Raw genomic sequence first — 25366 nt, forward strand, 5'->3', positions numbered from 1 at the left:
CTGCCTGCCTACAGCTTCTCCACCGGCGCGTACCGCAGCAGCAGCCGCTTCGGCTTGGTGTCGCCGAAGTCGATCGTCGCCTCCGCGTTCGCGCCCGTGCCCTTGACTCCGACGACCGTGCCGAGACCGAACTGGTCGTGGGTGACCCGGTCCCCGACGGACAGCCCGACCACCGGCTTCTCCGCGGTGCGCCGCGTGGCGAAGCCGGACGCGCCCGAGGCCGAGGAACGCGAACGCGAGGAGGACAGCGAGGCCGCCACCCCGGACGCGGGCCCGGAGGACAGCGGCGCCGTCGCCCCCGTGCGCTTCCAGTCCACATGGGTGGCCGGGATCTCCTCCAGGAAGCGGGAGGGCGGGTTGTACGACGGCTGCCCCCAGGCGCTGCGCATCGCGGCCCGCGTGAGGTACAGCCGCTCCCGCGCGCGGGTGATGCCCACGTACGCCAGGCGCCGCTCCTCCTCCAGCTCCTTGACCTGCCCGAGGGCGCGCATGTGCGGGAAGACGCCGTCCTCCATGCCGGTCAGGAAGACGACCGGGAACTCCAGGCCCTTGGCGGTGTGCAGGGTCATCAGGGTGATGACGCCGTCGCCGTCCTCCTCGTCGGGGATCTGGTCGGAGTCGGCGACCAGGGCGACCTGCTCCAGGAAGTCGGCCAGTGTGCCGCCCGCCGCGGGGGCGTCCGGTGCCGCCTCGCCCTCGCCGCGCTCCTGTTCGAACTCCAGGGCGACGGCGGCGAGTTCCTGGAGGTTCTCGATGCGGGTCTCGTCCTGCGGGTCGGTGGAGTTCTGCAACTCGGCGAGATAGCCGGTGCGTTCGAGTATGGCCTCCAGGACCGTGGCCGGTCCGGCGCCGGACTCCACGATGGTGCGCAGGTCCTCCATCAGCGTGTTGAAGCGCTTGACCGCGTTGGTGGAGCGCGCGGCCATGCCGTACGCCTCGTCCACCCGCTTGAGCGCCTGCGGGAAGCTGATCTTCTCGCGCTGGGCGAGGGCGTCGATCATCGCCTCGGCGCGCTCGCCGATGCCCCGCTTGGGCACGTTGAGGATGCGGCGCAGCGGCACCGAGTCCTCGGGGTTGGCGAGAACGCGCAGGTAGGCGAGGACGTCCCGGACCTCCTTGCGCTCGTAGAAGCGGACCCCGCCGACGACCTTGTAGGGCAGACCGACGCGGATGAAGATCTCTTCGAAGACACGGGACTGGGCGTTGGTCCGGTAGAAGACGGCGACGTCACCGGCGCGCGCCTCGCCCGCGTCCGTGAGGCGGTCTATCTCGTCGGCGACGAACTGGGCCTCGTCGTGCTCGGTGTCGGCGACATAGCCGGTGATCCGCGCGCCCTGTCCGGCGTTGGTCCACAGGTTCTTCGGGCGGCGGGACTCGTTGCGCTCGATGACCGCGTTGGCGGCGGACAGGATGGTCTGCGTGGAGCGGTAGTTCTGCTCCAGCAGGATCGTCGTCGCGTTCGGGTAGTCCTCCTCGAACTGGAGGATGTTGCGGATGGTCGCGCCGCGGAAGGCGTAGATCGACTGGTCCGCGTCACCCACGACGCACAGTTCGGCGGGCGGGAGGTCCTGCTCGCCGGGCGGTACGTCCGTGTCGTGCGCGCCGGTGCCGACCAGCTCGCGGACCAGCGCGTACTGGGCGTGGTTGGTGTCCTGGTACTCGTCGACCAGGACATGCCGGAAGCGGCGGCGGTAGTGCTCGGCGACGTCCGGGAAGGCGCGCAGCAGATGGACCGTCGTCATGATCAGGTCGTCGAAGTCGAGCGCGTTGGCCTCGCGCAGCCGCGACTGGTAGAGCGCGTACGCCTGGGCCAGGGTCTTCTCGAAACCGTCGGCTGCCTGGGCCGCGAAGTCCTCCTCGTCGATCAGCTCGTTCTTCAGATTGCTGATCTTGGCGCTGAAGGACTTGGGCGGGAAGCGCTTGGGGTCGAGGTCCAGGTCGCGGCAGACCAGGGCCATCAGGCGCTTGCTGTCGGCGGCGTCGTAGATCGAGAACGACGACGTGAAGCCGAGCTTCTTGCTCTCCCGGCGCAGGATGCGCACGCACGCGCTGTGGAAGGTCATCACCCACATGGCGTTGGCCCGCAGGCCGACGAGCTGCTCGACACGCTCCTTCATCTCGCCCGCGGCCTTGTTGGTGAAGGTGATCGCGAGGATCTGCCCCGGGTGCACATGGCGCTCGGCGAGCAGGTGGGCGATCCGGTGGGTGAGCACACGGGTCTTGCCGGAACCGGCGCCGGCCACGATGAGCAGCGGGGAACCGGCGTGCGCGACGGCGGCGCGCTGGTTCTCGTTCAGCCCCTCCAGCAGGGCCGCCGCGTCCAGCGGGGGGCGCGGGGCGCCGTCGCGGTAGTGGGTGTCCCGGTCCGGCGGCACGTCGAACTTCCCGCCGAACAGATCCTCCGGAATCGGCTCCGGAGTGTGATCGTCCTCGGGGGGCGGCGCATGTTCCTCCTCGTGCCCACGCGGGGCCTGGAGATCCGCCAGGAAGCTGTCGTCAAAGAGGCTGCTCATCGCCTTCCGAGTCTAGGGCGCCCCACCGACAACCGGTCCCGCTCCCGGAAACCTGAGGGTAAAGCCGGGGAAATCACGGGTGCCGTCCCTGACCTCGTCCCGTTCGGATCTTTTCGCGCCCCCGCACCCCCGCGCGCGCGTGCCCGCGTCGCCCGGCCCAGGGCCCTGCCTGGCATCGGCGCCGAGGCGGTCCGCCGCCGGCTCCGCTACGACGAGCGCCGGTGGGCGACGGTCTTCCCGCTGGGCATGACGGCCGCGGCGACACTGTCCGTCGCGACCGCCGTGGGCGTCCCCTGACTCAGAGGGCCCGGCACACGTGCTGGTCTGGGCGGCGGTGGCCAGGTGGCTCCGGGTGGCGGTGGCCAGGTGGCTCCGGGTGGCGGTGGCCGGGTGGCTCCGGGTGGCCGCGGGCACGGTCACCGACGCGGTGCGCACGGCCCGCGCCGGGTCCGGCGAGGTCAGGTCCAGAGCACCGCGATGAAGATGTTCGTCGCGGTCAGCGCGCCGACCAGCCCGAACTGCGCCTTGTCGATCCGCTCCTCGTCCCGCTTGACGTAGACGAGGCCGAGGATCACGATCAGCAGCGCCAGCTTGATGCCGATCTTGACGGTGTTGATCTGAGCGCCCTGCGCCTGATTGAGCCCGACCAGGGCCACACCGGTGACCAGCATGGTCAGCGCCCCGTGCAGCATCCCGGGCACGAACCGCGCCGTGCCCTGGCCCATCGCCTTCATCTGCGTGAGGAAACCACCGAGCAACGCGGCGATGCCGATGATGTGCAGGCCGACGAAGAGATGGATGAGTACGTCCATGGAGCGGGAGCCTAACCAGCGCCCCGCGACCTCCCGTCACCGCCCCCGGTCATCGGCCGCATCCCGCACGAATGCGGCCCATAGCACCCCGCCGCTCTCTCCTTCGTCACTTCTCGCCCTTCGGTCACCTCGCTGCACAAAGGAGACATCTCGACCCTTCCGACTCGATCGCATACGGACACGTACCGCCCCATCGAAGCCTTTTCCGCACACTGCGTTACCAACTCGTCACCGTCCGGCTTAGCGTCCTCCTCCAGGCACCCGGCCCCGAGCGCCGGGCCCGCATCGGACGTATCGGTCGCATCGACCGGCATCAGTCGTACGAAAGGACGTGACGGCACAGGTGGCAGCGCACCGCAGGCCACGGCAGCACCCGTTCGGGGGGCGTACGGCCCGGACGGCGGCCATCCTCGCCTTGGCGGGGGCGGCCACCGCGACGGGCTTCGAGGGCACCGGACAAGCGGAGCCCCGGCTGACGCCCACGCAGGTGAAGACCGAGGTGGACACCTTGTACCGGGAGGCGGAGACCGCCACGCAGAAGTACGACGGCGCCAAGGAGCAGGCGGACGCGGGCGAACGCCGGCTGAACGCGCTGCGCGACGAGGCCGCCCGCAAGACGCGGAAGCTCAACTCCGCCCGGGACGCGCTCGGTACCTTCGCCGCCGCGCAGTACCGCTCCGGTGACATCGCTCCCGCCTGGCAGCTCGCCCTGTCCAGCGACCCGAACCGCTACCTGGACGACGCCGCTCTCGCCGAACGCGCCGGCGACCGGCAGGCCGCCGACGTCTCCCAGGTGCGCCGACAGCTCCAGGAGATCGAGCGGCTGCGCGGCGCCGCCCGCGTCGAGCTGAAGACCCTGAAGTCCCACCAGGACGAACTACGGCGGCAGAAGGCGTCCGTCACGGGCAAGCTGACCGAGGCCCGACGGCTGCTGGCCGAGCTGACCCCGTCGCAACGCGACCAGGTGACCGGCGCCGACGACACCGGCGGCACCACCCCGGGACACGCCGCCCGGGCAGCCGGCGACGCCGGGCAGGCACAGGCCGGGGCCGTCGCCGCCCCCGACTCCCGCGCCGCGGCGGCCGTCGCCTACGCCTTCGCCAAACTCGGCAGCCCCTATGTGTGGGGCGCGACCGGCCCCCACTCCTTCGACTGCTCGGGCCTGGTCCAGGCCGCCTACCGCTCCGCCGGGGTGTCCCTCCCCCGCACCACCTACGCCCAGATCGACGCGGGCCGCCGTGTCTCCCGTTCCGAACTGCGCCCCGGCGACCTGGTGTTCTTCTACTCCGGCATCAGCCACGTCGGCCTCTACATCGGCAACGGCCGCATGATCCACGCCCCCAACCCCTCGGCCCCGGTCCGGGTGGCCCCGATCGACCAGATGCCGTTCGCGGGGGCGACGAGGGTGGTGTGAGGGGCCTGCGACTGTAGGTGTGAGGCCCTGTAGATGGCCCCGGACCGCTGGCCGGGGGTCCGCCCCGCCGGGGTCAGACCAGCCGCCGCGCCGTCGCCCACCGCGTCAGCTCATGCCGGTTGGACAGCTGGAGCTTGCGCAGGACCGCCGAGACGTGGGACTCGACCGTCTTCACCGAGATGAAGAGCTGCTTGGCGATCTCCTTGTACGCGTAGCCCCGGGCGATCAGGCGCAGCACCTCCCGTTCGCGCTGGGTGAGGCGGTCCAGGTCCTCGTCCACGGGCGGGGCGTCGGTGGAGGCGAAGGCGTCCAGGACGAACCCGGCCAGGCGCGGCGAGAAGACCGCGTCCCCTTCCTGCACCCGGAAGATCGAGTCCACCAGGTCGGTGCCGGTGATGGTCTTGGTGACATAGCCGCGGGCGCCGCCGCGGATCACCCCGATCACGTCCTCCGCCGCGTCCGACACGGACAGCGCGAGGAAGCGCACCGGCTGCTCGGCGTCCGCCATCAGCGCCGCGCACCGGCGCAGCACCTCGACCCCGCCGCCGCCCGGCAGATGGACGTCGAGGAGGACCACCTCGGGCCGGGTCGCGGTGATGACGGTGACCGCCTGGTCGACGTCCGCGGCCTCGCCCACCACCTCGACACCGGTCGTGGCGGTCCGGCCGATCTCCGCCTGTACGCCGGTACGGAACATCCGGTGGTCGTCCACCAGCACCACCCGGACGTGCCGCCCGCCCGCACCGCCTTCGGCGAGCCCGCCGATCGCGGGCACCTCCGCCGCCTCCGCCGTGCCGTTCGCCTCGGTCGCGTCGCTCATGCCGCCTTCTCCGCCCTCTCCATCTCCAGCTCGACCTCCGTGCCGCCCCCCGGCACCGCCCGTAGCCGGGCCGTGCCGCCGTTGCGCTCCATGCGTCCGATGATCGATTCCCTGACGCCCATCCGGTCGGCGGGTATCGAGTCGAAGTCGAAGCCCGGGCCGCGGTCGCGCACGGACACGAACACCGTGCTGCCCTCGACCTCGGCGTAGACCTGCACGGCGCCGCCGTCGCCACCGTACTTGGCGGCGTTCACCATCGCTTCGCGCGCGGCCTGCATCTGCGCGCCGATCCGCTCGTCCAACGGGCAGTCGCCGACGACGACCACCTCTATGGGCACACCGTGCTTGTCCTCGATCTCGGCCGCATTGCGCCGCACCGCCTCGGCGACCGTGTCCGGCTCGTCGGCCTCGTCCTTGCCGGTGCCTTCCGGCTTGTAGAGCCAGGTGCGCAGATCGCGCTCCTGGGCGCGGGCGAGGCGGCGGACCTCGCCCGCGTTGTCCGCGTTGCGCTGGATCAGGGTGAGGGTGTGCAGCACGGAGTCATGGACATGCGCGGCGACCTCGGCCCGCTCCTGGGCGCGGATGCGCATCAGCCGCTCCTCGGAGAGGTCCTGGGTCATCCGGACCAGATACGGACCGGCGAGCAGGGTGATCCCGACGAGGACGGCGAGCGCGGCCTGGAGGACGGCGCCGAGGTGGGCGGCCGAACCCTGGAGGACGAAGATCGCCGAGACGCCGGCCGTGACCAGCAGGACACCGGCGGCCGCGCGCACCAGGGTCAGGGTGCGGCGGTGCCGGCCGACCTCGACCCAGCGGGCCCGGCGGGCGTTGTCCGCCTGGCGCCAGACGAGGGCGACACCTGCCGCGACGAGCACGGCGGGCACCAGATACGCCTTGGCCGCGCCGGTCGGATTGACGCTGCCCACGAAGACCGTGGACACGATGACCATGAGGAGCAGCGCGACCATCTGACCGCGGTCCGGCTTGCGGGCCACGAGTCTTCTGCGGCCGCCGGGCGTGGTCTCGGCGGTGACCGGGGACGTCTTCTGTCCCCCGACGCCACCGACGCCGAGCGGGACGAAGAACCAGAACGCCGCGTACAGCAGCGCGCCCAGGCCGTTGGCCATGAACAGGCCGGCGAACGCGAGCCGGACCCAGACGACGGGCAGCCCGAGGTGCCCGGCGAGGCCCCGCGCCACTCCGCCGAGCCAGCGTCCGTCGCCGCTGCGGTAGAGCTTGCGCGGCGGCCGCGGGTCGTCGAGTGGCAGGCTTGCGGCTTCCGGCATGGCATCGATGGTCACACGGCCGGCCGGGGCGGGGCATCAGGGTCCGTCCCCGAGACGCCCCTGATCTTCCCCGGGGCCGGGTCGGGGGCCTCGCTCCCGCACCGGTTCCGGCCGGTCCACGCGGTTCGAACGCTTCCCCCGGCCCGCCTCAGGGCGGATCTCAGGGTTCGCCCAGGGTTGTCCCGACTGCCGCCGCGCCGCCCCGGCCGTCACCATGGACTCATGACGGATCACGAGCACGCCGCGACGGGTCCGGGACTCGGCGGCCCGCGCCCGGCCCCGGGCACCGGGCCGACGGATGCCGCGCCCGCCGCGACGGAGGGAGCGGGCGCGGCCTTCGACGGCTCCGCCCCTCGCGCGAAAGGCACAGAGAAGACGGGCGACGCGGAGAAGACGGACAGCACGGGCGGGGGCCCCCGCGCCCACACCGGCGCGCAAGAGCCGGGACAGGGACCCGGGCCGGAACAGCAGCAGGAACAGGAGCAGGAGCAGGAACAGGGCCGGGCGCAGAAAGAGGGGCAGCCGCAGGAGCCCCCGCGGCAGCCGGGCCCCGCCGAGGACGCACCCGACCGGTTCCGGCGCGGGCGCCGGTACAAGATGATCGCGGGCGTGTGCGCGGGGCTCGGCCGGCAGGCCGACATGGACCCGGTGATATTCCGCATCACCCTGGCCGTCCTGTCCGCGACCGGTGGCTTTGGTCTCATCTTCTACGGCTTCGTATGGCTGCTGGTGCCGTACGAGGACGAGGAGGAGAACGAGCTGCGCAAGCTGCTGACCGGCCGGGTCGACGGCCAGGCGCTGGCCGCCGTGCTGTTCGCCCTGGTCGGCTGCGGCACCTTCCTGACCATGCTGAGAAACGGTGGGGCCCTGGCCTTCGCCGCGGTGCTCTCGCTGATGCTCGCCGGCGCCGGGTACTGGTCACGGCGCCGTGACGCCCCCGACCCCGACCCGCTGGCCGCACAGGCCGCCGCCGACGCACCGCCGGAGGCACAGGCGCCGCCGGTCGTCACCAGCTACCCCTCGTGGTGGCGGGACCCGATCGTCAAGGACGGCGGCCATGTCGGCGGCACCGGCTATCTGTGGGGGCCCGGCGACGCGCGGATCCGGGACGGAGACCTGCTCTCGGTCGTCGACGTCCGCCTCGCCACCCCCTGGACCCATCCCGGCGCCGCCGCGAAGCAGCCGCCGGACCCCGCGCCCCCGAAGTCGCGCGGACCGCGCTGGATAGGCGGCCCGGTGTTCCTGCTGGCACTGCTGGCGGGCGGCCTGGGCTCCGGGCTGACGTGGCACACCCACACGCTGGGCGGCAGCCTTCAGACCGGGCTCGCCTGCGCGCTGGCCGTCTTCGGCCTGGGCATCGCGGTCAGCTCGTTCCTGGGCCGCACCGGTGCCGGGACGGTGTTCCTCGCGATCGTCACGGCGGCCCTGCTCGGCGGGGCGGCGGCGATGCCCCGGGACATCACCACGCACTGGCGGGACACGGCCTGGATACCCGGCGCCTCGGCACAGGTCCGGCCGTCGTACGAGCTGGGCACGGGCCGGGGCACCCTCGACCTGACCCGGGTACACCCGGCCGAGGGGCAGACCGTCAGCACGGACGCGCACGTCGGGGCGGGCCGGCTGAAGGTGATCGTGCCGGCCGACGCGACCGTGCGGATGAACATCGATGTGGGCGTGGGCGACATCAAGTTGCCGGGCGAGAAGAACGGAGAGGACGTGGACGTGCTGCCGCAACGGCACAGGGACGTGACCCTGACACCGCTCAGGGGCGGCAAGGACAGCGGCACCCTGGACCTCACCCTCGGGGTCGGGGCCGGAGAGGTGGAGGTGGACCGTGCTGCGCCATGAGTTCCGGCCGGGGAAGCTGGTCGCCGGGTTGTTCCTCATCGCCGCCGGGGTGGTGTACGCCGGGGACGCGGGCGGCCTGTGGAAGGCCCCCTGGTTCGCGATCGTCCCGCTGGTGATCGGCGGCCTGTGCCTGGCCGGCGCCACGGCGACGCTCGACCGGGTGATACGGGGGCGGGGCGGGACCGAGCGGGGCTAGGGCTCTCTTTCGGATCTTGCCGGGGACACCGACCGGCCAGGGGCACACGGCGGCGAGCCGCTACCGTGCCCGACGGTCCGGACGGCCCAACCGCTCCGGCACTCCGACGCTCCGACGGCACGACACCGCGGCGTGACGGCGTGACGGCGGCGACACGACAGCACCCAGCACCCAGCCTGCCGACCCGTTGGTACCCGTACCAGACGCCTCCCCCTCGACCGCCCTACAGATACCCGAGCGACCGCTGCCGCCCCCGGGCGCGCCATGCGGCGTCCAGGGAGAGGTAGGGCGCGCCGGCGAGGATCAGGGGCAGCCAGGCCATCAGGTAGGCGAGGTCGTTGCCGTAGTAGTAGGGGGTCGTGGCCCAGCTCATGGTCAGCCACAGGCTGAGGGAGATCAGCGCGCCGCCCAGTGCGGCGAGGCGGCCGAGCAGCCCGAGGAGGGTGGCGATGCCGACGGCCAGTTCGCCGAGGGCGATGGCGTAGCCGAAGCCGACCGGGCTCTTCAGGGCGAGGTCGATCAGGGCGGGGAGGGCGGCGGTGCCGCGGGCCGCGTGCATGGTGTCGCCGATCGAGCCGGCGCCGGCGGCCTTCATGAAGGTGCTGTCGGTGAGCTTGTCGAGGCCCGCGTAGAGGAAGGTGACGCCGAGGAAGACGCGCAGGGGCAGCAGGGCGTAGTGGGCGGCGGTGTCCCGCCAGCCGCTGTGGCTGTTCAGCCGGGTGGTGCGCGTGTCCATCCGAATACCGGTCATCCTGCCTGCCGCCTCTCGCCCGCTGTCCTGCCGTACCTGCCCGCTCTCCCGACCATATGTATGACAAGGAGGGGACGCTCAATCATCGCCCACGGGTTTTTCCGGATTTCAGGCGTTCGTATGAGAGGAGGATCGCGAGTGGCGGACGCTCACTCGGTGATCTGGACCGTGCAGCGGTTGGTCGGCACTCCGGCCGCGGTCACCACCTGGACCTCCACCGAGCCGGGCTCGACGTCGGCCGGGACGGGGACGGTCAGGACGGTGTCCGTGGGGTTGCGGAAGCCGCCGGTGACCGGGACCAGCGGGACGTGGACGTCGACGGCGCCGATGCGGACGACCATGCGGGAGAGCCGTTCGGCGGTCCGGGCGCCGGGCGGGACGAAGCCGGTGCCGCGGATCTCGATGTCGTCGCCGGTACGGATCGGGCCGTCCAGGTCGCCGGGTTCGCGGGCGCGGACCACGGAGAGGATGACCGCGCGGCCGCCCTCCGCGTACTTGCCCGCCAGATAGGTGGCGGCCGAGATCAGGACGACGACCGCGAGTCCCCAGGGCAGGTCGGGCAGCTGGTCGGGGCGGCGGGCGAGCCGGACGGCGGCGAAGACCAGGGCGACGGCGCTGATGGCGACGTACTGGATGTCGGTGAAGGCGCCCCGGCCGGAGTCGTCGGTGAGCAGGTCGGCGGCGCGCGGGCGGTGGGCCGGGACCTTCTGGAGCCGTTGGGCGAGGATGCGCAGGCCCACCACCCGGCGGACCAGGACGGCGATGCCGCAGACCACGGCGAGGACGGTCACCACGCCGGCGCCGCGGGCGAGGTCGAGGCCCGAGATGAGCGCGTCGCGTTCGGCGTGGCCGGAGGCGGCGGCGAGGCGGGCGGCGAGCAGCAGGACGGCGTAGCCGATGAACAGGACCCAGCAGACGGCGACGGAACGGGAGGTGGACATGCGATGGTCCTCGCCGATCACCGGGGCGAGAGCGCCACCGCGCGCCCGGTGGAACCAGCAGGCGGCGGACAGCGTGCCGGCCACGACGAGGGCGGCGAGCAGGGCCGCGGTGCGGGCGGTGGTCCAGCCGGCGCCGATCGCGGTCAGCGCCTCGCCGAGCAGCAGGGCGACGACCGCGCCCCACACCGTGCACAGGGTGCGCAGCCACAGGCGGGTGAGCCACATCTCGCCCTCGGCGCGCCCGCGTTCGGCGACGGCCTCGGCGCGCTGGGTCAGTTCCTCGGAGATCCACTGGCGGGAGGCCGAGGGAGAGTAGGCCACGGCGGCGGGCAGGCCCTGACCGGCGGCGAACTCGTCGCGGCGCCGCAGGAACGCGGCGACGGCCCGCCGGTGTCCCTCGCGTGCGCCGTGCGGACAGTCCCCGCAGCCGCAGCCGCCCTCGTGGACGCCCTCGGCGTCCGCGTCCTCTCTCGCCTCCTGCACCGCCACGTCCGACGCCCGCCTTCCCCGCGACCTCGCGGCACGGCCGCCGGCCCCTCGGTGAGCCGTTCCGTCGCCGTGCAACTCCCGTACGTCAACAGCGAATTGTGCCCTACCGGGGCCGGTAGGGGGCCGCCGACATGATCCTGGAGAGTGAACTGCCGGGCGACGTCTTGACGCGACCGCCCGCAGAAGTCCCCACTCGCCTCTGGCCCACCCCCCACCGCACCCGGGGCTCAGCCGAGCAGGTCGGGTTCGCTGCGGGTGATCTCCTGCCAGAGGGGCTGGTAGTTGATCCAGGCCACGAGGTCGCCGCCGAGTTGTTCGCGGGTGGCGACGGCGAGCTTGTGCTCGATGAGGACCGGGCGGCCGGCCGCGCGGGCCAGCAGCTGCACCTGGCAGGAGCGGTCCATGGACAGGAACCACCAGGCGGCGGCGTCCACGGAGCCGCCGACGGTGAGCAGTCCGTGGTTGCGCAGCACCAGCGCCTTGCGGGAGCCGAGCGCGGCGGCGATGCGGCGGCCCTCCCGGGCGTCGACGGTGACACCGGTGTAGGCGTCGTAGAGGGCGGCGTCCTCGTAGAAGGCGCAGCTCTCCTGGGTGAGGGGGTCGATGAGGTCGCCGAGGGCGGCGAGGGCACGGCCGTGCACGGAGTGGCAGTGGGCGACGGCGACGACGTCCGGGCGGGCGGCGTGCACCTGGGCGTGCACGGTGAAGGCGGCCTGGTTGACGTGGTAGCGGCCCTCGATGACCTGTCCGTCCTGGTTGACGAGGACGAGGTCGCCGACGGTGACGTGCCGGAAGGGCATGCCGAAGGGGTTGACCCAGAAGCAGTCGCTGAACTCCGGGTCGCGGGCGGTGATGTGGCCGGAGACGCCGTCCTCGAAGCCGTTCCGCCCGAAGATCCGCAGGGCTCCGGCGAGCCGTTCCTTGCGGTGCCGGCGCTCGTCCTCGACCGAGTCGTGCATCGGCGGCATGGCGAACTGCAGCTGGTCGGTGGACAGCGGCAGCGGCGGGGTGGGCCCGGACATAGGTCCTCCAGCGCTGGTAGGCGGTACGGGCCGGAAGTTACCGCCGGTCGGCCCAAAAAGGCAGGGCTGTGCCGTAAAGATGGCGCGCAGATGGAGAGCGGGCGGGGACGGACGAGGGTTCGGACGGGAAAGGCGACAGGAGGTGTCGGGTTGGGCGAGCACACTCGGCCGGTATGAACTGGGCAGACTTCACCACGGCCGAACCGGACTTCGCTGCGGCCGTCGAGCGGCGCTTCGGCGCCTTCCGGCACCACGTCCTCGTCACCCTGCGCCGGGACGGCTCGCCCCGTCCCTCGGGGCTGGAGGTGCGCTTCCTCGGCGGCGAGCTGTGGCTCGGCATGATGCCGGGCTCAGTGAAGGCCCGCGACCTGCTGCGCGACCCGCGGTTCGCGCTCCACTCCAATCCGGGCGACGGCACCGCGATGGCCGAGGGCGACATGCGGATCGGCGGGCGGGCCTACGAGGTCGGGGACGGGGAGGTGAAGGCCGGATACGGGGAAGAGGTGGAACCGCCGGGGCCGTTCCACCTCTTCCGCACCGAGTTGACGGAGGTCGTGCGGACCTGTGTCGAGGACGACCGTTGTCTGGTCGTCCAGGTCTGGAAGCCCGGAGAGCCGGTGCGGGCTCTCAGGCGGACCTGAGCCTCAGGGGAGCCCTGCTCCCCCTCGGGCCTACTCCCACTCGATGGTGCCCGGCGGCTTCGAGGTGACGTCGACGACGACGCGGTTGACGTCCCGGACCTCGTTGGTGATGCGGGTCGAGATGCGGGCGAGGACGTCGTAGGGCAGCCGGGACCAGTCGGCGGTCATGGCGTCCTCGGAGGAGACGGGGCGCAGCACGATCGGGTGACCGTAGGTGCGGCCGTCGCCCTGGACGCCCACGCTGCGGACGTCGGCGAGCAGGACCACCGGGCACTGCCAGATCTCGCGGTCGAGGCCGGCCGCGGTCAGCTCCTCGCGGGCGATGGCGTCGGCGTCGCGCAGCAGGTCCAGGCGCTCCTTGGTGACCTCGCCGACGATGCGGATGCCGAGGCCCGGGCCGGGGAACGGCTGGCGCTGGACGATCTCGTCCGGCAGGCCCAGCTCCTGGCCGACCATCCGGACCTCGTCCTTGAACAGCTTGCGCAGCGGCTCGATCAGCTGGAACTCAAGGTCCTCGGGCAGGCCGCCGACGTTGTGGTGCGACTTGATGTTGGCGGTGCCGGTGCCGCCGCCGGACTCGACCACGTCCGGGTAGAGGGTGCCCTGGACCAGGAACTCCACGGCCGGGCCCGCGTCGGCGATGATCTCGGCCTGCGCCTGCTCGAAGACGCGGATGAACTCCCGGCCGATGATCTTGCGCTTCTCCTCGGGGTCGCTGACCCCGGCGAGGGCCTTCAGGAAGCGCTCCTCGGCGTCGACGACCTTCAGCTGGACGCCGGTGGCCGCGACGAAGTCCTTCTCGACCTGCTCGGTCTCGCCCTTGCGCATCAGACCGTGGTCGACGTAGACGCAGGTCAGCTGGGAGCCGATGGCCTTCTGCACCAGGGCGGCGGCCACGGCGGAGTCCACGCCGCCGGACAGACCGCAGATCGCGCGCTTGTCGCCGACCATCTCGCGGATGGCCTCGACCTGCTCCTCGATCACATTGCCCGTGGTCCAGGTCGGCTCCAGGCCCGCGCCTCGGTACAGGAAGTGCTCCAGGACCTGCTGGCCGTGCGTGGAGTGCATGACCTCGGGGTGGTGCTGGACGCCGTAGAGCTTCTTCTCGTCGTTCTCGAACGCGGCGACCGGGACCAGGTCGGTGGACGCGGTGACCGCGAAGCCCTCGGGGGCGGCGGAGCAGGCGTCGCCGTGCGACATCCAGACCTGCTGCTCGTCCGGGGTGCCCTCGAAGAGGGTGGAGGAGGGCTTGGAGACGTGCAGGTCGGTGCGGCCGTACTCACGGGCGCCGTTGTTGTCGACGGAGCCGCCGAGGGTGAGCGCCATCAGCTGGAAGCCGTAGCACATGCCGAAGACGGGGACGCCGGCCTCGAAGATCTCGCGGTCGAGCCGGGGCGCGCCCTCCTCGTACACCGACGAGGGGCCGCCGGAGAGGATGATCGCCGCGGGCTTCTTGGCGAGCATCTCCTTGACCGGCATGGTGCTCGGCACGATCTCGCTGTAGACCCGCGCCTCGCGGACGCGACGGGCGATGAGCTGGGCGTACTGCGCACCGAAGTCGACGACCAGGACGGTGTCGGGGGCAGTGGGAGTCGCTGATGACACGGGGTGCCTTCTGGTGGTCCGGGCGGGGGTCTGTACTACGAGTCTAACGGTGCGGGCGCGAAGCGCTCCGCCGCGCCGGAGGCCCGCGAGGACGGGCCCGCCGCACCGCGCGGGGGCCCGCCGTACGGGCGCCGTGGCATACTGGCCGCATGCATCAGCACACGACCTTCGTCTTTACCTATGGCATCCGGCCCGCCGGTTGCCATGGTCGTGCTGCTTAGCCGAACGCTTAAGCGACATCCCAGGCGCCCCGGGCCGACAAGGCCCGGGGCGCCTGTCGTTTCTCCGGGTCACGCCGTTCCAGGGCATCCGCACCCGCACGAAACGATCAGGAGCCCCGACATGAGCACGAGCACCACCACCCCCGAAGAGACCGCCGCGACGCCGGAGGCGACCATCGCCGCCGCGCGGGAGCGCATCGACGCGATCGACGACCGGATCATCGGCCTCATCCAGGAGCGGACGGCCGTCTCCGCCGTGGTCCAGCAGACCCGGATCTCCGCCGGCGGCCGGCGGGTCAGCCTCTCCCGCGAGATGGAGATCCTCGGCCACTACCGCGAGGCGCTGGGCAAGCCCGGCACCTCGCTCGCCATGACCCTGCTGGAGCTGTGCCGGGGCCGCGTCTGAGCCTCCGGGCCCCCGAGTCAGCTGATTATCCGACGTGAGTTCGTCCCCCGTCTCACCCGTACGGCGCCGTGACCGCCCCGCGGGCGGCTTCGTTAGCGGGGTGTCCGTGCCAGCCAGGGGCGGGCCCGACAGAACCACGCGTGGCTCGCTGGGGCGATGAGGCGTACGGGTCGTGCCGTACGCCGTGGGACCTCGCTCCAGGGAAGTGACCGGACGGCAGGGGACAGCAGCCCGGTCACCAAGAGAACGGTCGGCTCCGGGGACGCCCGGAGCCGACCGGCGGAACACACCGGTCCCCGTCCCCGCACAGACCACGGCACCCCCGCCGAAGACACCGTCGGCGCATGAGAAGAGGGACCTGCATCCCCCTCCGAAGGCAGGTCCCTCTCCACCGTCTTCTCGAATCCGGTAGCAGGTTTGATCGGCGACGGCGGAGGAGGGTTGTGCCGGGAGCCGAGATCTTCAGGTGATCTGGGCCACATGGACCGGGGCTACTCGGCCTTCGCCCGCACCGTCGGCATCCCCAGGAACGGCAGCCGCAGCGCGCCGAACGCCTCCGCCGGGACCGCGGGCGACCGCGGCTCCACCGGCTTCAGCCGCTCGTACGACGCCCCGGGCGCCGGCCGCGGATCCTCCTCGCCCTTGTTCGGCCAGAACGACATGGCACGCTCGGCCTGCGCGGTGATCGTCAGCGACGGATTGACGCCCAGGTTCGCCGAGACCGCGGCGCCATCCACGACCGAGATGCCGGGGTGGCCGTACAGCCGGTGGTACGGGTCGATCACCCCGGTGTCGGCCGAGTCGCCGATGGGGCAGCCGCCGAGGAAGTGCGCGGTGAGCGGGGTGCCCATCAGCTCGCCGACATTGCTGCCCGGGAAGCCGTTGATCTCGGCGGCGAGCGCGGCGGCGGCCTCGGAGGCGGCCCTGATCTGCTTGGGGTTGGGCGCGCCGTGCCCCTGGCGCGCGGTGAGCAGGCCCCTGCCGACGCCGCCCGGCTTCAGGTACGTCGTCAGCGAGTTGTCCAGGGACTGCATCACCAGGCCGATGATGCTCCGCTCGGACCAGCGGCGGTTGGACAGCGAGCGCAGTACCAGGGTGGGGTGCCTGGCCGCGTTCGCCAGCCAGGCCAGCGCCCGCGAGGAGCCCTCGGTGTACGGCACCTGGAGGATGGACAGGCCGCCCATCGCGTTGGAGCCCTTGCCGTAGCGGACCGGCTCGATGTGGGTGTTCTCGTCCGGGTGGATCGAGGAGGTGATCGCGACACCCCGGGTGAAGTCGGCCCGCGGGGTGCCGTGCGCCTTGCGGTAGCGGTGGTTGTCGGTCTGCGCGCCGACCAGCGCCTCCGAGTTGGTGCGGGTCAGCACACCCAACCGGGGCGAGAGATACGGCAGTTGGCCGTTCGCCTTCATGCGGTGCAGCAGGGTCTGGGTGCCGTACGTACCGGCGGCGATCACGACCCGGCGCGCGGTGAACAACCGTCCCGCGCCCTTCTTCCCGCGGTCCGTCGGCAGGGTGGCCACCGCGTAGCCGCCGCGCGAGTCGTCGGTGACGGACACCACCGTGGTCATGGGGTGGACCACGGCGCCCGCCTTCTCGGCGAGGTGGAGGTAGTTCTCGTTCAGCGTGTTCTTGGCGCCGTGCCGGCAGCCGGTCATGCACTCGCCGCACTCGGTGCAGGCGTTGCGCCGCGGTCCGGCCCCGCCGAAGTACGGGTCGGGCACCGGCTGCCCCGGGGCCGCCTTCGCCGTGCCGTCGGCGTCCTCGCCGTCACCGAAGAAGACGCCGACCGGCGCGAAGTGGAAGGTGTCGCCGACGCCCATCCGCTCGGCGGCCGCCTTCAGATGGACGTCCGAGGGGGTCATCGTCGGGTTGAGCCGCACGCCGAGCATCCGCTTGGCCTGGTCGTAGTACGGCTGCAACTCCTCCTGCCAGTCGGTGATGTCCTTCCACTGGGGGTCCTCGAAGAACGCCTTCGGCGGTACGTAGAGGGTGTTGGCGTAGTTGAGCGAGCCGCCGCCGACGCCCGCGCCGGCCAGCACCATCACATTGCCCAGCAGATGGATGCGCTGGATGCCGTACATGCCGAGCTTGGGGGCCCAGAGGTAGTTCTTCAGGTCCCAGGAGTTCTTCGGCAGGGACTGACGGGTGAAGCGGCGCCCGGCTTCGAGGACGCCGACCCGGTAGCCCTTCTCGGTCAGGCGCAGGGCGGACACGGACCCGCCGAAGCCGGAGCCGACCACGATGACGTCGTAGTCGTAGGAGTCCTGGGGCACGGGTCTCTCCTCGTTGTGTGTCGGGTGCGGGCCGTCCGTGGTGTCGCGCGCGGTTCCCGCGCCCCCAGCGGCTCACCTGAACCGGAGCGCCTTCAGCACGCGCAGGCTCGTGGTCATGAAGCGGGCGTAGCCCTCGTCCGACATGCCCAGCGAGGGCGCCATCGGCAGCAGCCGCTGCTGGGCGACCGTCTGGGCCTCGGTGTACTTGAGGATGCCCTCGGAGCCGTGGCGGCGGCCGAGTCCGGAGTCCTTCATGCCGCCCATCGGGGACTGGACGCTGCCGTAGGCGGGGGCGTAGCCCTCGTTGACGTTGACCGTGCCGGTGCGCAGCCGGGCGGCGATGTCCCGGCCGCGGCTCGAACTGGTCGTCCAGACCGAGGCGTTGAGGCCGTACGGCGTGGCGTTGGCGCGCTCGACGGCCTCGTCCACGTCGGAGAAGCGGTAGACGGAGACGACCGGGCCGAAGGTCTCCTCCTCGCAGACCGCCATGGAGCCCTCGACGCCGTCGAGGATGGTGGGCTCGAAGAAGTAGGGGCCGATGTCGGGCCGGGCCACGCCGCCCGCGAGCACCGTGGCGCCCTTGTCGACGGCCTCGCGCACATGCCGTTCCACGGTCTCCAGCTGGCGTTCGCCGACCAGGGAGCCCATGTCGGCGCCGTAGGCGAGGGAGTTGCCGAGCCGCATGGCCCTGGTGCGGGCGGCGAAGCGCTCCAGGAAGTCGTCGGCGACCGACTCGTGGACGTACAACCGCTCGATGGAGATGCAGAGTTGGCCGGCCGAGGAGAAGCAGGCGCGCACGGCACCGGCGGCGGCCTTCTCGATGTCGGCGTCGTCCAGCACCAGCATGGCGTTCTTGCCGCCGAGTTCGAGGGAGACGCCGATCAGCCGGGCGGCGGCGCCCTGGGCGACCTCGCGGCCGGTGCGGGTGGAGCCGGTGAAGGAGACGTAGTCGGCGTGCTTGACCAACTCGGGCCCCACGACCGGGCCTTCGCCGAGGACGACCTGGAAGACGCCCTCGGGCAGCCCGGCCTCGATCAGCAGGTCGCGGGCCCACAGGGCGGTGAGGCAGGTCTCGGTGTCCGGCTTCATCACGACCGCGTTGCCCGCGACGAAGGCGGGCAGCGCGTCGCCGACGGACAGCTCCAGCGGGTAGTTCCAGGGCGCGATCTGGCCCACCGCCCCGCGCGGGTGGCGCAGTTCGGTGACCTTGGTCAGGGTCGGCACGGCGCCGGTGTGCCGCTTCGCGCGCAGATAGGCGGGGGCCTTGCGGCCGTAGTGGCGGGCCGCGATGGCGACGGCCAGCACCTCCTCGTGCGCGTGCAGCCGGGCCTTGCCGGTCTCCAGCTGCACCAGGTCGAGGACCTCGGCCTGGCGTTCGAGGATCAGATCGTGGAAGCGGAGCAGGACGGCGGCCCGCTGCCGTACCGGGGTGCGCTCCCAGACGGCCTGCGCGGCACGCGCCGCCTCGAAGGCCTTGAGCACGTCCTCGGGGGTGGACTCGGGCAGGTCGGCCAGCTTCTCGCCGGTGAACGGCATGTGGTTGGCGGTCCGGCCGGAACCGGTGACGCCCTTGGCCAGCCGGGCCACCAGTTCCGGGGTGACCACGTCGGCGGCGGTGCGGACGCCCTCGGGGGAGGGCGCGAGGGGGTTGGTACCGGCGATGGCCGGGACCTGCGTGTCCGGGGCCTGCGTGTCCGGGGCCTGCGTGTCCGTCATGAGGCGCAGGGTATGCCGCGCCGAACGCTTTGTGTACCCGTCGGTAACGGGGATTCACCGAGCGCTCACACCCTGCCAGTGATCACTGGCAACGAATGGCCTGATCAGCCGGTTGCCGGCTCGAACACCCGCCCGATCAGTCGCCTGCGGGTTTTTTGGCCAGGAGGAGGGTGAGGGTGGTGAAGGGGGTACGGCGACGGGGTGCGGGTCCGGGCTGCGACTCGGGGTCCGGCCGCCCGGGGCCTGCCTGCGGCTGCGCGCCGGGCCGCGGCCGCTCGTCCGGTACGGCGCCGGGGTCCCGCCTGTCTCGTACGCCGGCCGGTTCCGGTACGTCCGTCACGCCCAGGTACGCGCGCAGCTCCGCCGCCACCCGCGCCGCGTCCGGCCGGGCCTCGGGGCGCTCCGCGCGCAGCCGCTCCAGGAGGGGGCCGAGCGGGCCGGGGTCCGTGTCGCCGAGGGCGGCGCGCAGCAGGGCGCCCAGGGACCACAGATCGGAGGCGGGCCCGGCCCCGGGCCCGGCCCCACCGCCACGGCCGGCCCCGTCCCCGGCGCGACCGAACCCGGAACCGGCCTGAGCCCCAGCCCCAGCCCCAGCCCCAGCCCCAGCCCCAGCCCCAGCCCCAGCCCCAGCCCCAGTGAACCCGGCACCACCGAGCACGCCCTCACCACCCCCGGCACCACCGGATCCACCCCCGCCCGGCCCGTCCCCGATCCCGAAGTCGGTGAGGACGACCCGCCCCGTGCCCGATTCCAGCAGCACGTTGGCCGGTTTGAGGTCGCGGTGCACGATGCCGACCGCGTGCGCGGCGCGCAGGGCGCCGAGGACGGCGAGGCCGATGCGCGCGGCCTCGGCGGGCGGCAGCGGACCCCGGCGCAGCGCCTCGCCCAGGGACTCGCCCGCCACCAGCTCCATCACGATCCAGGGGACGCCCGCCTCGGTGACGACGTCGTACACCGTGACGGCGGACGGATGCCGCACCCGGGTCGCGGCGCGGGCCTCCCGGTAGAGCCGGTGGGCGAGCCGCCGGCTCTCCTCGTCCGCGGCCGGATCGCCGGGCAGCGACGGCTCCTTGACGGCGACCCGGCCGCGCCCCTCGCCGCCCTCGTCCTCGGCGCGCCAGACGGTTCCGGTGGGTCCGGTGCCGAGGCGCTCGGTCAGCCGGTAGCGCCCGCCGATCAGACGCGTGCCGTTCGGATGTGCGCCGAGCGGGTGTTCGCCGTCGTCAGCCATGTCCCATCAGTACCGCGCGCACCGCGCCGTTGTCGAAGCGGGCGGTTCAGACGGCCCACCGGCGCAGTCCGAACCCGCCGTTCTCCTCCCGCACTTCGACGACACCCGTGCCCGCGAAGTGCGCCGGGACCACCAACGCCCGCTCGTCCGCCGCCTGTTGGAGCAGCCGCTGCCTGGTCGCGGCCGCCCCCGCCGGATCGAGGCAGAAGCAGCTGCCGCACTCGGGCCGCAGGATCTGCACCGGGCTGTGCAGCACATCGCCGACGAACAGGGCGTGTTCGCCCCGCGAGGAGACCCGCAGCACCGACGATCCCGGGGTGTGCCCGGGCGCGGACTCCAGGCGGAGATGCTCGTCGATGCGGTACCCGTCCTCCCATACGACGGCCTGCCCCGCCCGGTGCACGGGCGCGATGCTGTCCTCGTACAGCAGCCGGTCGTCCACCCGCGCCCCGCCCCCGTAGCCGCCCTCGGGGCCGAAGTAGCGGTCGTCGGCGGCCGGGAGCAGATAGCGGGCGCGGGGGAAGGTGGGCGCCCATTCCCCGTTCTCGTCATGGGTGTTCCAGCCGACGTGATCGCCGTGGATGTGCGTGTTCACGACGACGTCGACCTCCGCCGGATCCACCCCGGCCCGCCGCAGCAGCCCCGGCAGGTCCCCCGGCTGCCGGTGGAAGAGCGGATTGCCCGGCCGCTCGCGGTCCCGCCCCACCCCGGTGTCCACCAGCACGGTCCGCCCGCCGCTGCGCACCACCCAGGTCTGCACCGCCAGCATCGCCATGTCCCGCTCGGGATCCCAGTACCGGGGCACCAGCTCCGCCGCGTGCTCCCGCCACACCTCCGCCCCGGCCCCGGGCACCAGCCGCTTCGCCGGCACGAGGGGCCCCTGTCGCTCCACGATCCGCAGCACCTCGACATCGCCGACGGTGAATGTCCGTACGTCCTGTTCGTCCGCCATGCCTCCGACTCTAGGAGCCGTGGGTGAGCGCTCCAATGCTCTTCCCGCTCATCCGGATACGCCGCCGTCTCATGGCGGCGGGGCAGAGGCATGATGGAGGCATGGACGTGGTGAGCGACGCGATCTCCGCGGTCCGGGTGGGCAGCCCCTCCTCGGACCGGCTCCGGGTGAGCGGCCGGTGGGCGCAGCTGCTGCCGCCGTACGAGGGGGCGGGCTTCCATGTCGTCCTCGGCGGCACCTGCCGACTGCTGCGGGACGGCGACGACGGCAACGGCGACGGCGAGTCGGTGGTGCTGGGGCCGGGTGACGTGGCGCTGCTGCCGCACGGCGCGGGGCACGCGCTGACGAGCACCGGGGACGGCGGCGAGGTCGAGCTGCTGTGCGGCAAGTACCGGCTGGACCGCAGTCGCACGCACCCCTTGATGGCGGAGCTGCCGCAGGTGGTGCATCTGCCGCACCGGGTCGGCGAGCAGGCCGAACTGCGGGCCGCCGTGGACCTGTTGGCGCGGGAGCTGGAGGAGCAGCGGCCGGGTGGCTGCCTCGCGCTGCCGAGCCTGCTGGACCTGCTGCTGGTCTACATGGTGCGCGCCTGGATGGGCCGGGCGCACACCGGGGCGTGGCCCGCGGTGCTGAACGACCCCGTGACCACGGCCGCGTTGCGGGCGCTGCACTCCGAACCGGCGGCGCCCTGGACCGCCGAGCGGCTGGCCGCCGAGGCGGGGGTCTCCCGGGCCACCCTCGCGCGCCGCTTCACCGCCCTGGTCGGCCGCTCCCCGATGGCGTACCTGACCTGGTGGCGGCTGACGCTGGCGGCGGCCCGGCTGCGCGCGTCCGACGCGCCGCTCGCGACGGTGGCGCGCGAGACGGGGTACGGCAGCCCGTACGCCCTCTCGCACGCCTTCACCCGGGAGTTCGGGATCACCCCGGGCCGCTACCGGAACCGCGCGACGGCGGCCTCCTGACACCCGGACCCCCTGGAAGCCCTCCCGGCCCCGGTACGTCGCGGTGTCGTCCGGACGCGTCCGCGCGCCCTTGGGCATGCCGAGGGAGTACTCGCCCTGGACGCGGAACTCCTCGTCGTCCGCGTACATCTGGGCCCGCGCCGAGTTCTTGATCTCCCCGGAGTCGTCCTCCGACGCGCGGGCCAGGTCGAGCGTGATCGAGACGGCGGCGCTCCAGTCGGTGTACGCCACCCAGTTCTTGTCGGTGTCGTCCGATTCCGGCCGGGACACCTGGTACCCGGCGGGTACGGCGAGGCTCGCGCCCAGCCTGCCCTCGGGCCGCATCGCCCACCCGTCGGGGAGCGGGTCCGCGAAGGGATCGGCCGGCACGAGAAACGCCCCCACCGCGAGCGCCACCACCGCCCCGCCCGCGCCCAGCCAGGCGATACGACCGGGACACCGGCGGCGCGCGGACGGCGGGGCGACCTGCGCCGACGGGACCGGCGGCGGGGCGACCCGCGAGGGCGGGGCCGGGGGCCCGGTGGGCCGCGGCTGCTGCGCCGGTGGCCGGACCGCCTCCGTCAGCAGCTCGCGCACCCGCCGCGCGGACGGCCGCCGTGCCGGGTCCTTGCGCAGCAGCCCGTCGATGGCCTCGGCCAGCGGGCCCCGGGCCGCCGAGGGCGGGGCCGGGGTGGCGTCGAGGACGGACTGGAGGGCCGCCGGGGTGCTGCCGCGCCGGAACGGCGAGACGCCCTCGGTCGCGGTGTACAGCAGTACGCCGAGGGACCACAGGTCGCTCGCGGGCCCCGGGAGCTGCCCCGACACCCGTTCCGGCGCGACGTATTCGGGCGAGCCGACGAAGCCGCCGGTGTCCGTGAGCCGGGTGTCGCCCCCGATCCGCGCGATGCCGAAGTCGGTGAGGACGACCCGGCCGTGCCGTCCCGGCAGCACGTTGTCGGGCTTCACGTCCCGGTGCAGGACGCCCGCCGCGTGCGCCGCCTCCAGCGCGCCGAGCACCTCCAGGCCGATCCGGGCGGCCTCGCGCGCGTCCAGGGTGCCCTCGTCGAGCACATCGCCCAGCGTGCGGCCGTGCAGCAGCTCCAGCACCAGCCAGGGGCGGCCGTCGACCACCGCGACGTCGTACACACTGACCACGGCCGGATGGTCCAGGCGGGCGGCGGCGCGGGCCTCGCGGCGCATGCGCTCGCAGGCGTTGGCGCGTTCCCGTTCGGGAAGGTGGTCCGGTATCCGGGGCTCCTTGACGGCGACCTCGCGGCCCACCGTCTCGTCCCGGGCCCGCCACCCCGTGCCCATGCCGCCCCGGCCCAGCCTGCCCGTCAGCCGGTGACGGCCCGCTGTCAGGGCTCGTCGCCGGTGGCCGGACCGGGGACCGCGACCGGGTCCCGTCGTGTGCGCGGCCGCGGCGGCTTAGGGACGAAACTCGTCGTGTCGTCGGCCGCCCGGCCCGCTCCCCCGTCACTGCTCATGCGCCATCCATATCGCGCCACCGCGCACCCGATCCACCCGGAAGCGGTACCGGTCACGAACCCGTGACGCGCCGCGCCGACGCGATACGGTCAGGACGCCGACGCCGAGAACGTGTCCAGCGCGACGTCGAAGTACTCCCGCGCCTCCCGCACCTTCCCGACCGGCGCCGACACCCACACGTCGTACAGCCGCCCGGACTCCTCCCAGCACAGGTCGTACGTGTGGCGCGGTCCCTCCGCCGCGCTGTAGCCGTTCCAGGTGAACTCCCAGAGCGCGGCGGGGTGTCCGGCGTGGGTGGTGCGGGTGACCCGGCCGTCGCGGTAACCGGGGTTCGACACCGACCCGTCGGCCGCCTGCCCCTTCATCACGGCCTGCGGTCCGCCGGGCTGGGGGGCGCCGATCCTGACGCCGAGGCGGTACGTCCCCTGTGGCGAGAGGTAGAACACCCGCTCACCCTGCGGGCTGCGGGTGAAGTCGTCGGGCACGGCGAGCGAGAACCCGGCCGGGTCGCGGGCGGTGCGGTAGCCGGAGGGCGCGGTGCCGGGGCCCATCGGCGGGGAGGGCGACCGGGACGGGGCCGGGGTCGTGGCCGAGGGCGACGGGCCGTGCCGTGTACCGCCCGTGCCCCCGGTCGCCGGTGTCGTCGCCGTGCCCCCGGGGCTCCCGCCGCCCCCGCTGTCGTTCCGGTTGATCAGCAGGGTCGCGGCCGACCCGCCCGCCGCCGCGAGCGCCGCGATCAGCAGGGCCGCCACCAGCACCGAGCGCGTCGAGGAGCGCCCGGGCGGCACCTCCGCGGTGAGCGGGGGCACGGCGGACAACGGCTCGGACACGCCCGGCGGCAGGGGCGGCAGCGGTACCGCCCGCGGCGGGCGGCCCGCGAGCCGGTGCCCGCGCGCGGTGCCCGGCGTGTCCGGCGTCTCGGGGGTGTGCCCGGTCTCCAGATAGACCCGCAGCATCCGCTCGGCCTGTGCCGCGCCGAGCCGCCGGTCCGGATCGCGCTCCAGCAGCCCCCGTACGACGGGCCCCAGCGGCTCGGCCTCGACGGGCGGGCGGATCTCGGCCGCGACCACGGCGTGCAGGATGCCGCCGAGCGAGTCGCGGCGGAACGGCGACTCGCCGCTGAGCACCGTGCACAGCAGCGCGCCCAGCGACCACAGGTCGGACTCCGGGCCGGTGCGCACCCCGGACATCCGCTCGGGCGCGGTGTACTCGGGCGAGCCGACGAAGGAGCCGGTCTCGGTCAGCGTGGTGGCGCCCGCGACCTGCGCGATACCGAAGTCGGTGAGCACGACCCGCTCGGTGCCGGACTCGATCAGGACGTTCGCGGGCTTGATGTCCCGGTGCAGCACCCCCGCCTCGTGCGCGGTGTCCAGCGCGCTGAGCAGGGCGATGCCGATCCGGGCGGCCTCGGCCGGGGTCACCGGGCCGTGCCGGGCGATCCGGTCGTCCAGCGAGCTGCCGTCGATCAGCTCCATGACCAGGTACGGCCGTTCGTCCTGCTCGACCACGTCGTGCACGACGATGATGTGCGGGTGCCGCAGCTGCGCGACCGCGCGCGCCTCCCGGAACGTACGGTCGCGGCGGCGGCGCGCGTCGTCCTCCGGGAGCGCGTCGTCCGCGAGGATCTCCTTGACCGCGACGAGCCGGCCCAGCAGCTCGTCGCTCGCCCGCCATACGACGCCCATGCCGCCGCGCCCGATACGCGCCTGGAGGCGGTAACGGCCGGCGATCACCCGGAAGTCGGCGCCCTCGGTCCCCATGGGCCCATCATGCCGCAACGGGCCCATCCGCTCCGGGGCT

Annotated in this window: 19 protein-coding genes and 1 pseudogene; 6 read left to right on the forward strand and 14 right to left on the reverse strand. The window is 73.1% G+C overall.

Features of this window, described 5'->3' with window-relative positions; genetic code table 11:
• Positions 1–8 precede the first annotated feature (8 nt).
• Together pcrA and QHG49_RS14205 are read right to left on the reverse strand one after the other, a co-directional pair.
• Positions 9–2513, reverse strand: a complete 2505-nt coding sequence (gene pcrA / locus QHG49_RS14195) for a DNA helicase PcrA (protein WP_301489975.1) — start codon at positions 2511–2513, stop codon at positions 9–11.
• A gap of 458 nt (positions 2514–2971) precedes the next feature.
• Complete coding sequence (locus tag QHG49_RS14205; RefSeq protein WP_159704256.1) at positions 2972–3325, reverse strand: hypothetical protein; 354 nt, start codon at positions 3323–3325, stop codon at positions 2972–2974.
• 343 nt (positions 3326–3668) lie between these two features.
• Here QHG49_RS14205 and QHG49_RS14210 point away from each other — a divergent pair, with 343 nt between their 5' ends.
• Positions 3669–4739, forward strand: a complete 1071-nt coding sequence (locus QHG49_RS14210) for an NlpC/P60 family protein (RefSeq protein WP_301492775.1) — start codon at positions 3669–3671, stop codon at positions 4737–4739.
• 73 nt (positions 4740–4812) lie between these two features.
• On the opposite strand, the gene QHG49_RS14215 is transcribed toward QHG49_RS14210, so the two are convergent.
• Both QHG49_RS14215 and QHG49_RS14220 read right to left on the reverse strand, forming a co-directional pair.
• On the reverse strand, positions 4813–5559 hold the full coding sequence (locus QHG49_RS14215; RefSeq protein ID WP_159704254.1) for a response regulator transcription factor: 747 nt from the start codon (positions 5557–5559) through the stop codon (positions 4813–4815).
• Positions 5556–6845: an ATP-binding protein gene (locus tag QHG49_RS14220; protein ID WP_301489976.1), complete on the reverse strand. Its 1290-nt coding sequence runs from the start codon at positions 6843–6845 to the stop codon at positions 5556–5558. The genes QHG49_RS14215 and QHG49_RS14220 overlap by 4 nt, the downstream gene beginning before the upstream one ends.
• Before the next feature lie 222 nt (positions 6846–7067).
• On the opposite strand from QHG49_RS14220, the gene QHG49_RS14225 reads away from it, so the two are divergent.
• Both QHG49_RS14225 and QHG49_RS14230 read left to right on the forward strand, forming a co-directional pair.
• Positions 7068–8693: a PspC domain-containing protein gene (locus QHG49_RS14225; protein ID WP_301489977.1), complete on the forward strand. Its 1626-nt coding sequence runs from the start codon at positions 7068–7070 to the stop codon at positions 8691–8693.
• Complete coding sequence (locus QHG49_RS14230) at positions 8680–8889, forward strand: hypothetical protein (protein ID WP_145482943.1); 210 nt, start codon at positions 8680–8682, stop codon at positions 8887–8889. Before QHG49_RS14225 ends, QHG49_RS14230 begins: the two co-directional genes overlap by 14 nt.
• A 223-nt stretch (positions 8890–9112) precedes the next feature.
• Here QHG49_RS14230 and QHG49_RS14235 read toward each other — a convergent pair whose 3' ends face one another.
• The 3 genes from QHG49_RS14235 to QHG49_RS14245 all read right to left on the reverse strand — a co-directional run bounded on the left by QHG49_RS14235 (position 9113) and on the right by QHG49_RS14245 (position 12092).
• Complete coding sequence (locus QHG49_RS14235) at positions 9113–9640, reverse strand: DoxX family membrane protein (protein ID WP_301489978.1); 528 nt, start codon at positions 9638–9640, stop codon at positions 9113–9115.
• Between the two features lie 149 nt (positions 9641–9789).
• Positions 9790–11070, reverse strand: coding sequence for a hypothetical protein (locus QHG49_RS14240; protein ID WP_145482937.1), 1281 nt, complete (start codon positions 11068–11070; stop codon positions 9790–9792).
• A 227-nt stretch (positions 11071–11297) separates the two neighbouring features.
• Entirely contained in the window at positions 11298–12092 is a 795-nt protein-coding gene (locus QHG49_RS14245) for a class II aldolase/adducin family protein (protein ID WP_301489979.1), read from the reverse strand.
• Positions 12093–12265: 173 nt separating this feature from the next.
• Between QHG49_RS14245 and QHG49_RS14250 the strand changes: the two genes are divergently transcribed.
• Positions 12266–12733: a pyridoxamine 5'-phosphate oxidase family protein gene (locus QHG49_RS14250; RefSeq protein ID WP_159704241.1), complete on the forward strand. Its 468-nt coding sequence runs from the start codon at positions 12266–12268 to the stop codon at positions 12731–12733.
• Positions 12734–12763: 30 nt separating this feature from the next.
• Here QHG49_RS14250 and guaA read toward each other — a convergent pair whose 3' ends face one another.
• The gene (gene guaA, locus QHG49_RS14255; protein WP_145482929.1) at positions 12764–14338 is read right to left on the reverse strand and encodes a glutamine-hydrolyzing GMP synthase; all 1575 of its coding nucleotides are present in this window, start codon (positions 14336–14338) and stop codon (positions 12764–12766) included.
• 342 nt (positions 14339–14680) lie between these two features.
• Between guaA and QHG49_RS14260 the strand changes: the two genes are divergently transcribed.
• Positions 14681–14965 carry a chorismate mutase gene (locus tag QHG49_RS14260; RefSeq protein ID WP_145482926.1) on the forward strand — a complete coding sequence of 95 codons (285 nt, stop codon included), beginning with the start codon at positions 14681–14683 and terminating at the stop codon, positions 14963–14965.
• A gap of 491 nt (positions 14966–15456) precedes the next feature.
• Here QHG49_RS14260 and QHG49_RS14265 read toward each other — a convergent pair whose 3' ends face one another.
• The 4 genes from QHG49_RS14265 to QHG49_RS14280 all read right to left on the reverse strand — a co-directional run bounded on the left by QHG49_RS14265 (position 15457) and on the right by QHG49_RS14280 (position 21137).
• Complete coding sequence (locus QHG49_RS14265) at positions 15457–17238, reverse strand: GMC family oxidoreductase (RefSeq protein ID WP_301489980.1); 1782 nt, start codon at positions 17236–17238, stop codon at positions 15457–15459.
• A gap of 72 nt (positions 17239–17310) precedes the next feature.
• Complete coding sequence (locus QHG49_RS14270) at positions 17311–18954, reverse strand: succinic semialdehyde dehydrogenase (protein WP_301489981.1); 1644 nt, start codon at positions 18952–18954, stop codon at positions 17311–17313.
• Positions 18955–19090: 136 nt separating this feature from the next.
• The gene (locus tag QHG49_RS14275) at positions 19091–20185 is read right to left on the reverse strand and encodes a serine/threonine-protein kinase (RefSeq protein ID WP_301489982.1); all 1095 of its coding nucleotides are present in this window, start codon (positions 20183–20185) and stop codon (positions 19091–19093) included.
• A gap of 46 nt (positions 20186–20231) precedes the next feature.
• The gene (locus tag QHG49_RS14280; RefSeq protein WP_159704229.1) at positions 20232–21137 is read right to left on the reverse strand and encodes an MBL fold metallo-hydrolase; all 906 of its coding nucleotides are present in this window, start codon (positions 21135–21137) and stop codon (positions 20232–20234) included.
• A gap of 101 nt (positions 21138–21238) precedes the next feature.
• On the opposite strand from QHG49_RS14280, the gene QHG49_RS14285 reads away from it, so the two are divergent.
• Positions 21239–22099: an AraC family transcriptional regulator gene (locus tag QHG49_RS14285; protein WP_301489983.1), complete on the forward strand. Its 861-nt coding sequence runs from the start codon at positions 21239–21241 to the stop codon at positions 22097–22099.
• A gap of 21 nt (positions 22100–22120) precedes the next feature.
• Here the strand turns inward: QHG49_RS14285 and QHG49_RS14290 are convergent.
• Positions 22121–23565 (reverse strand): annotated as a pseudogene (locus QHG49_RS14290) (protein kinase); the annotation flags it as partial.
• Positions 23566–23655: 90 nt separating this feature from the next.
• Entirely contained in the window at positions 23656–25326 is a 1671-nt protein-coding gene (locus QHG49_RS14295) for a serine/threonine-protein kinase (protein WP_301489984.1), read from the reverse strand.
• Between the last annotated feature and the right edge of the window lie 40 nt (positions 25327–25366).

The organism is Streptomyces sp. WP-1 (assembly GCF_030450125.1).
In the GTDB taxonomy this organism is placed as follows: Bacteria; Actinomycetota; Actinomycetes; order Streptomycetales; family Streptomycetaceae; genus Streptomyces; species Streptomyces incarnatus.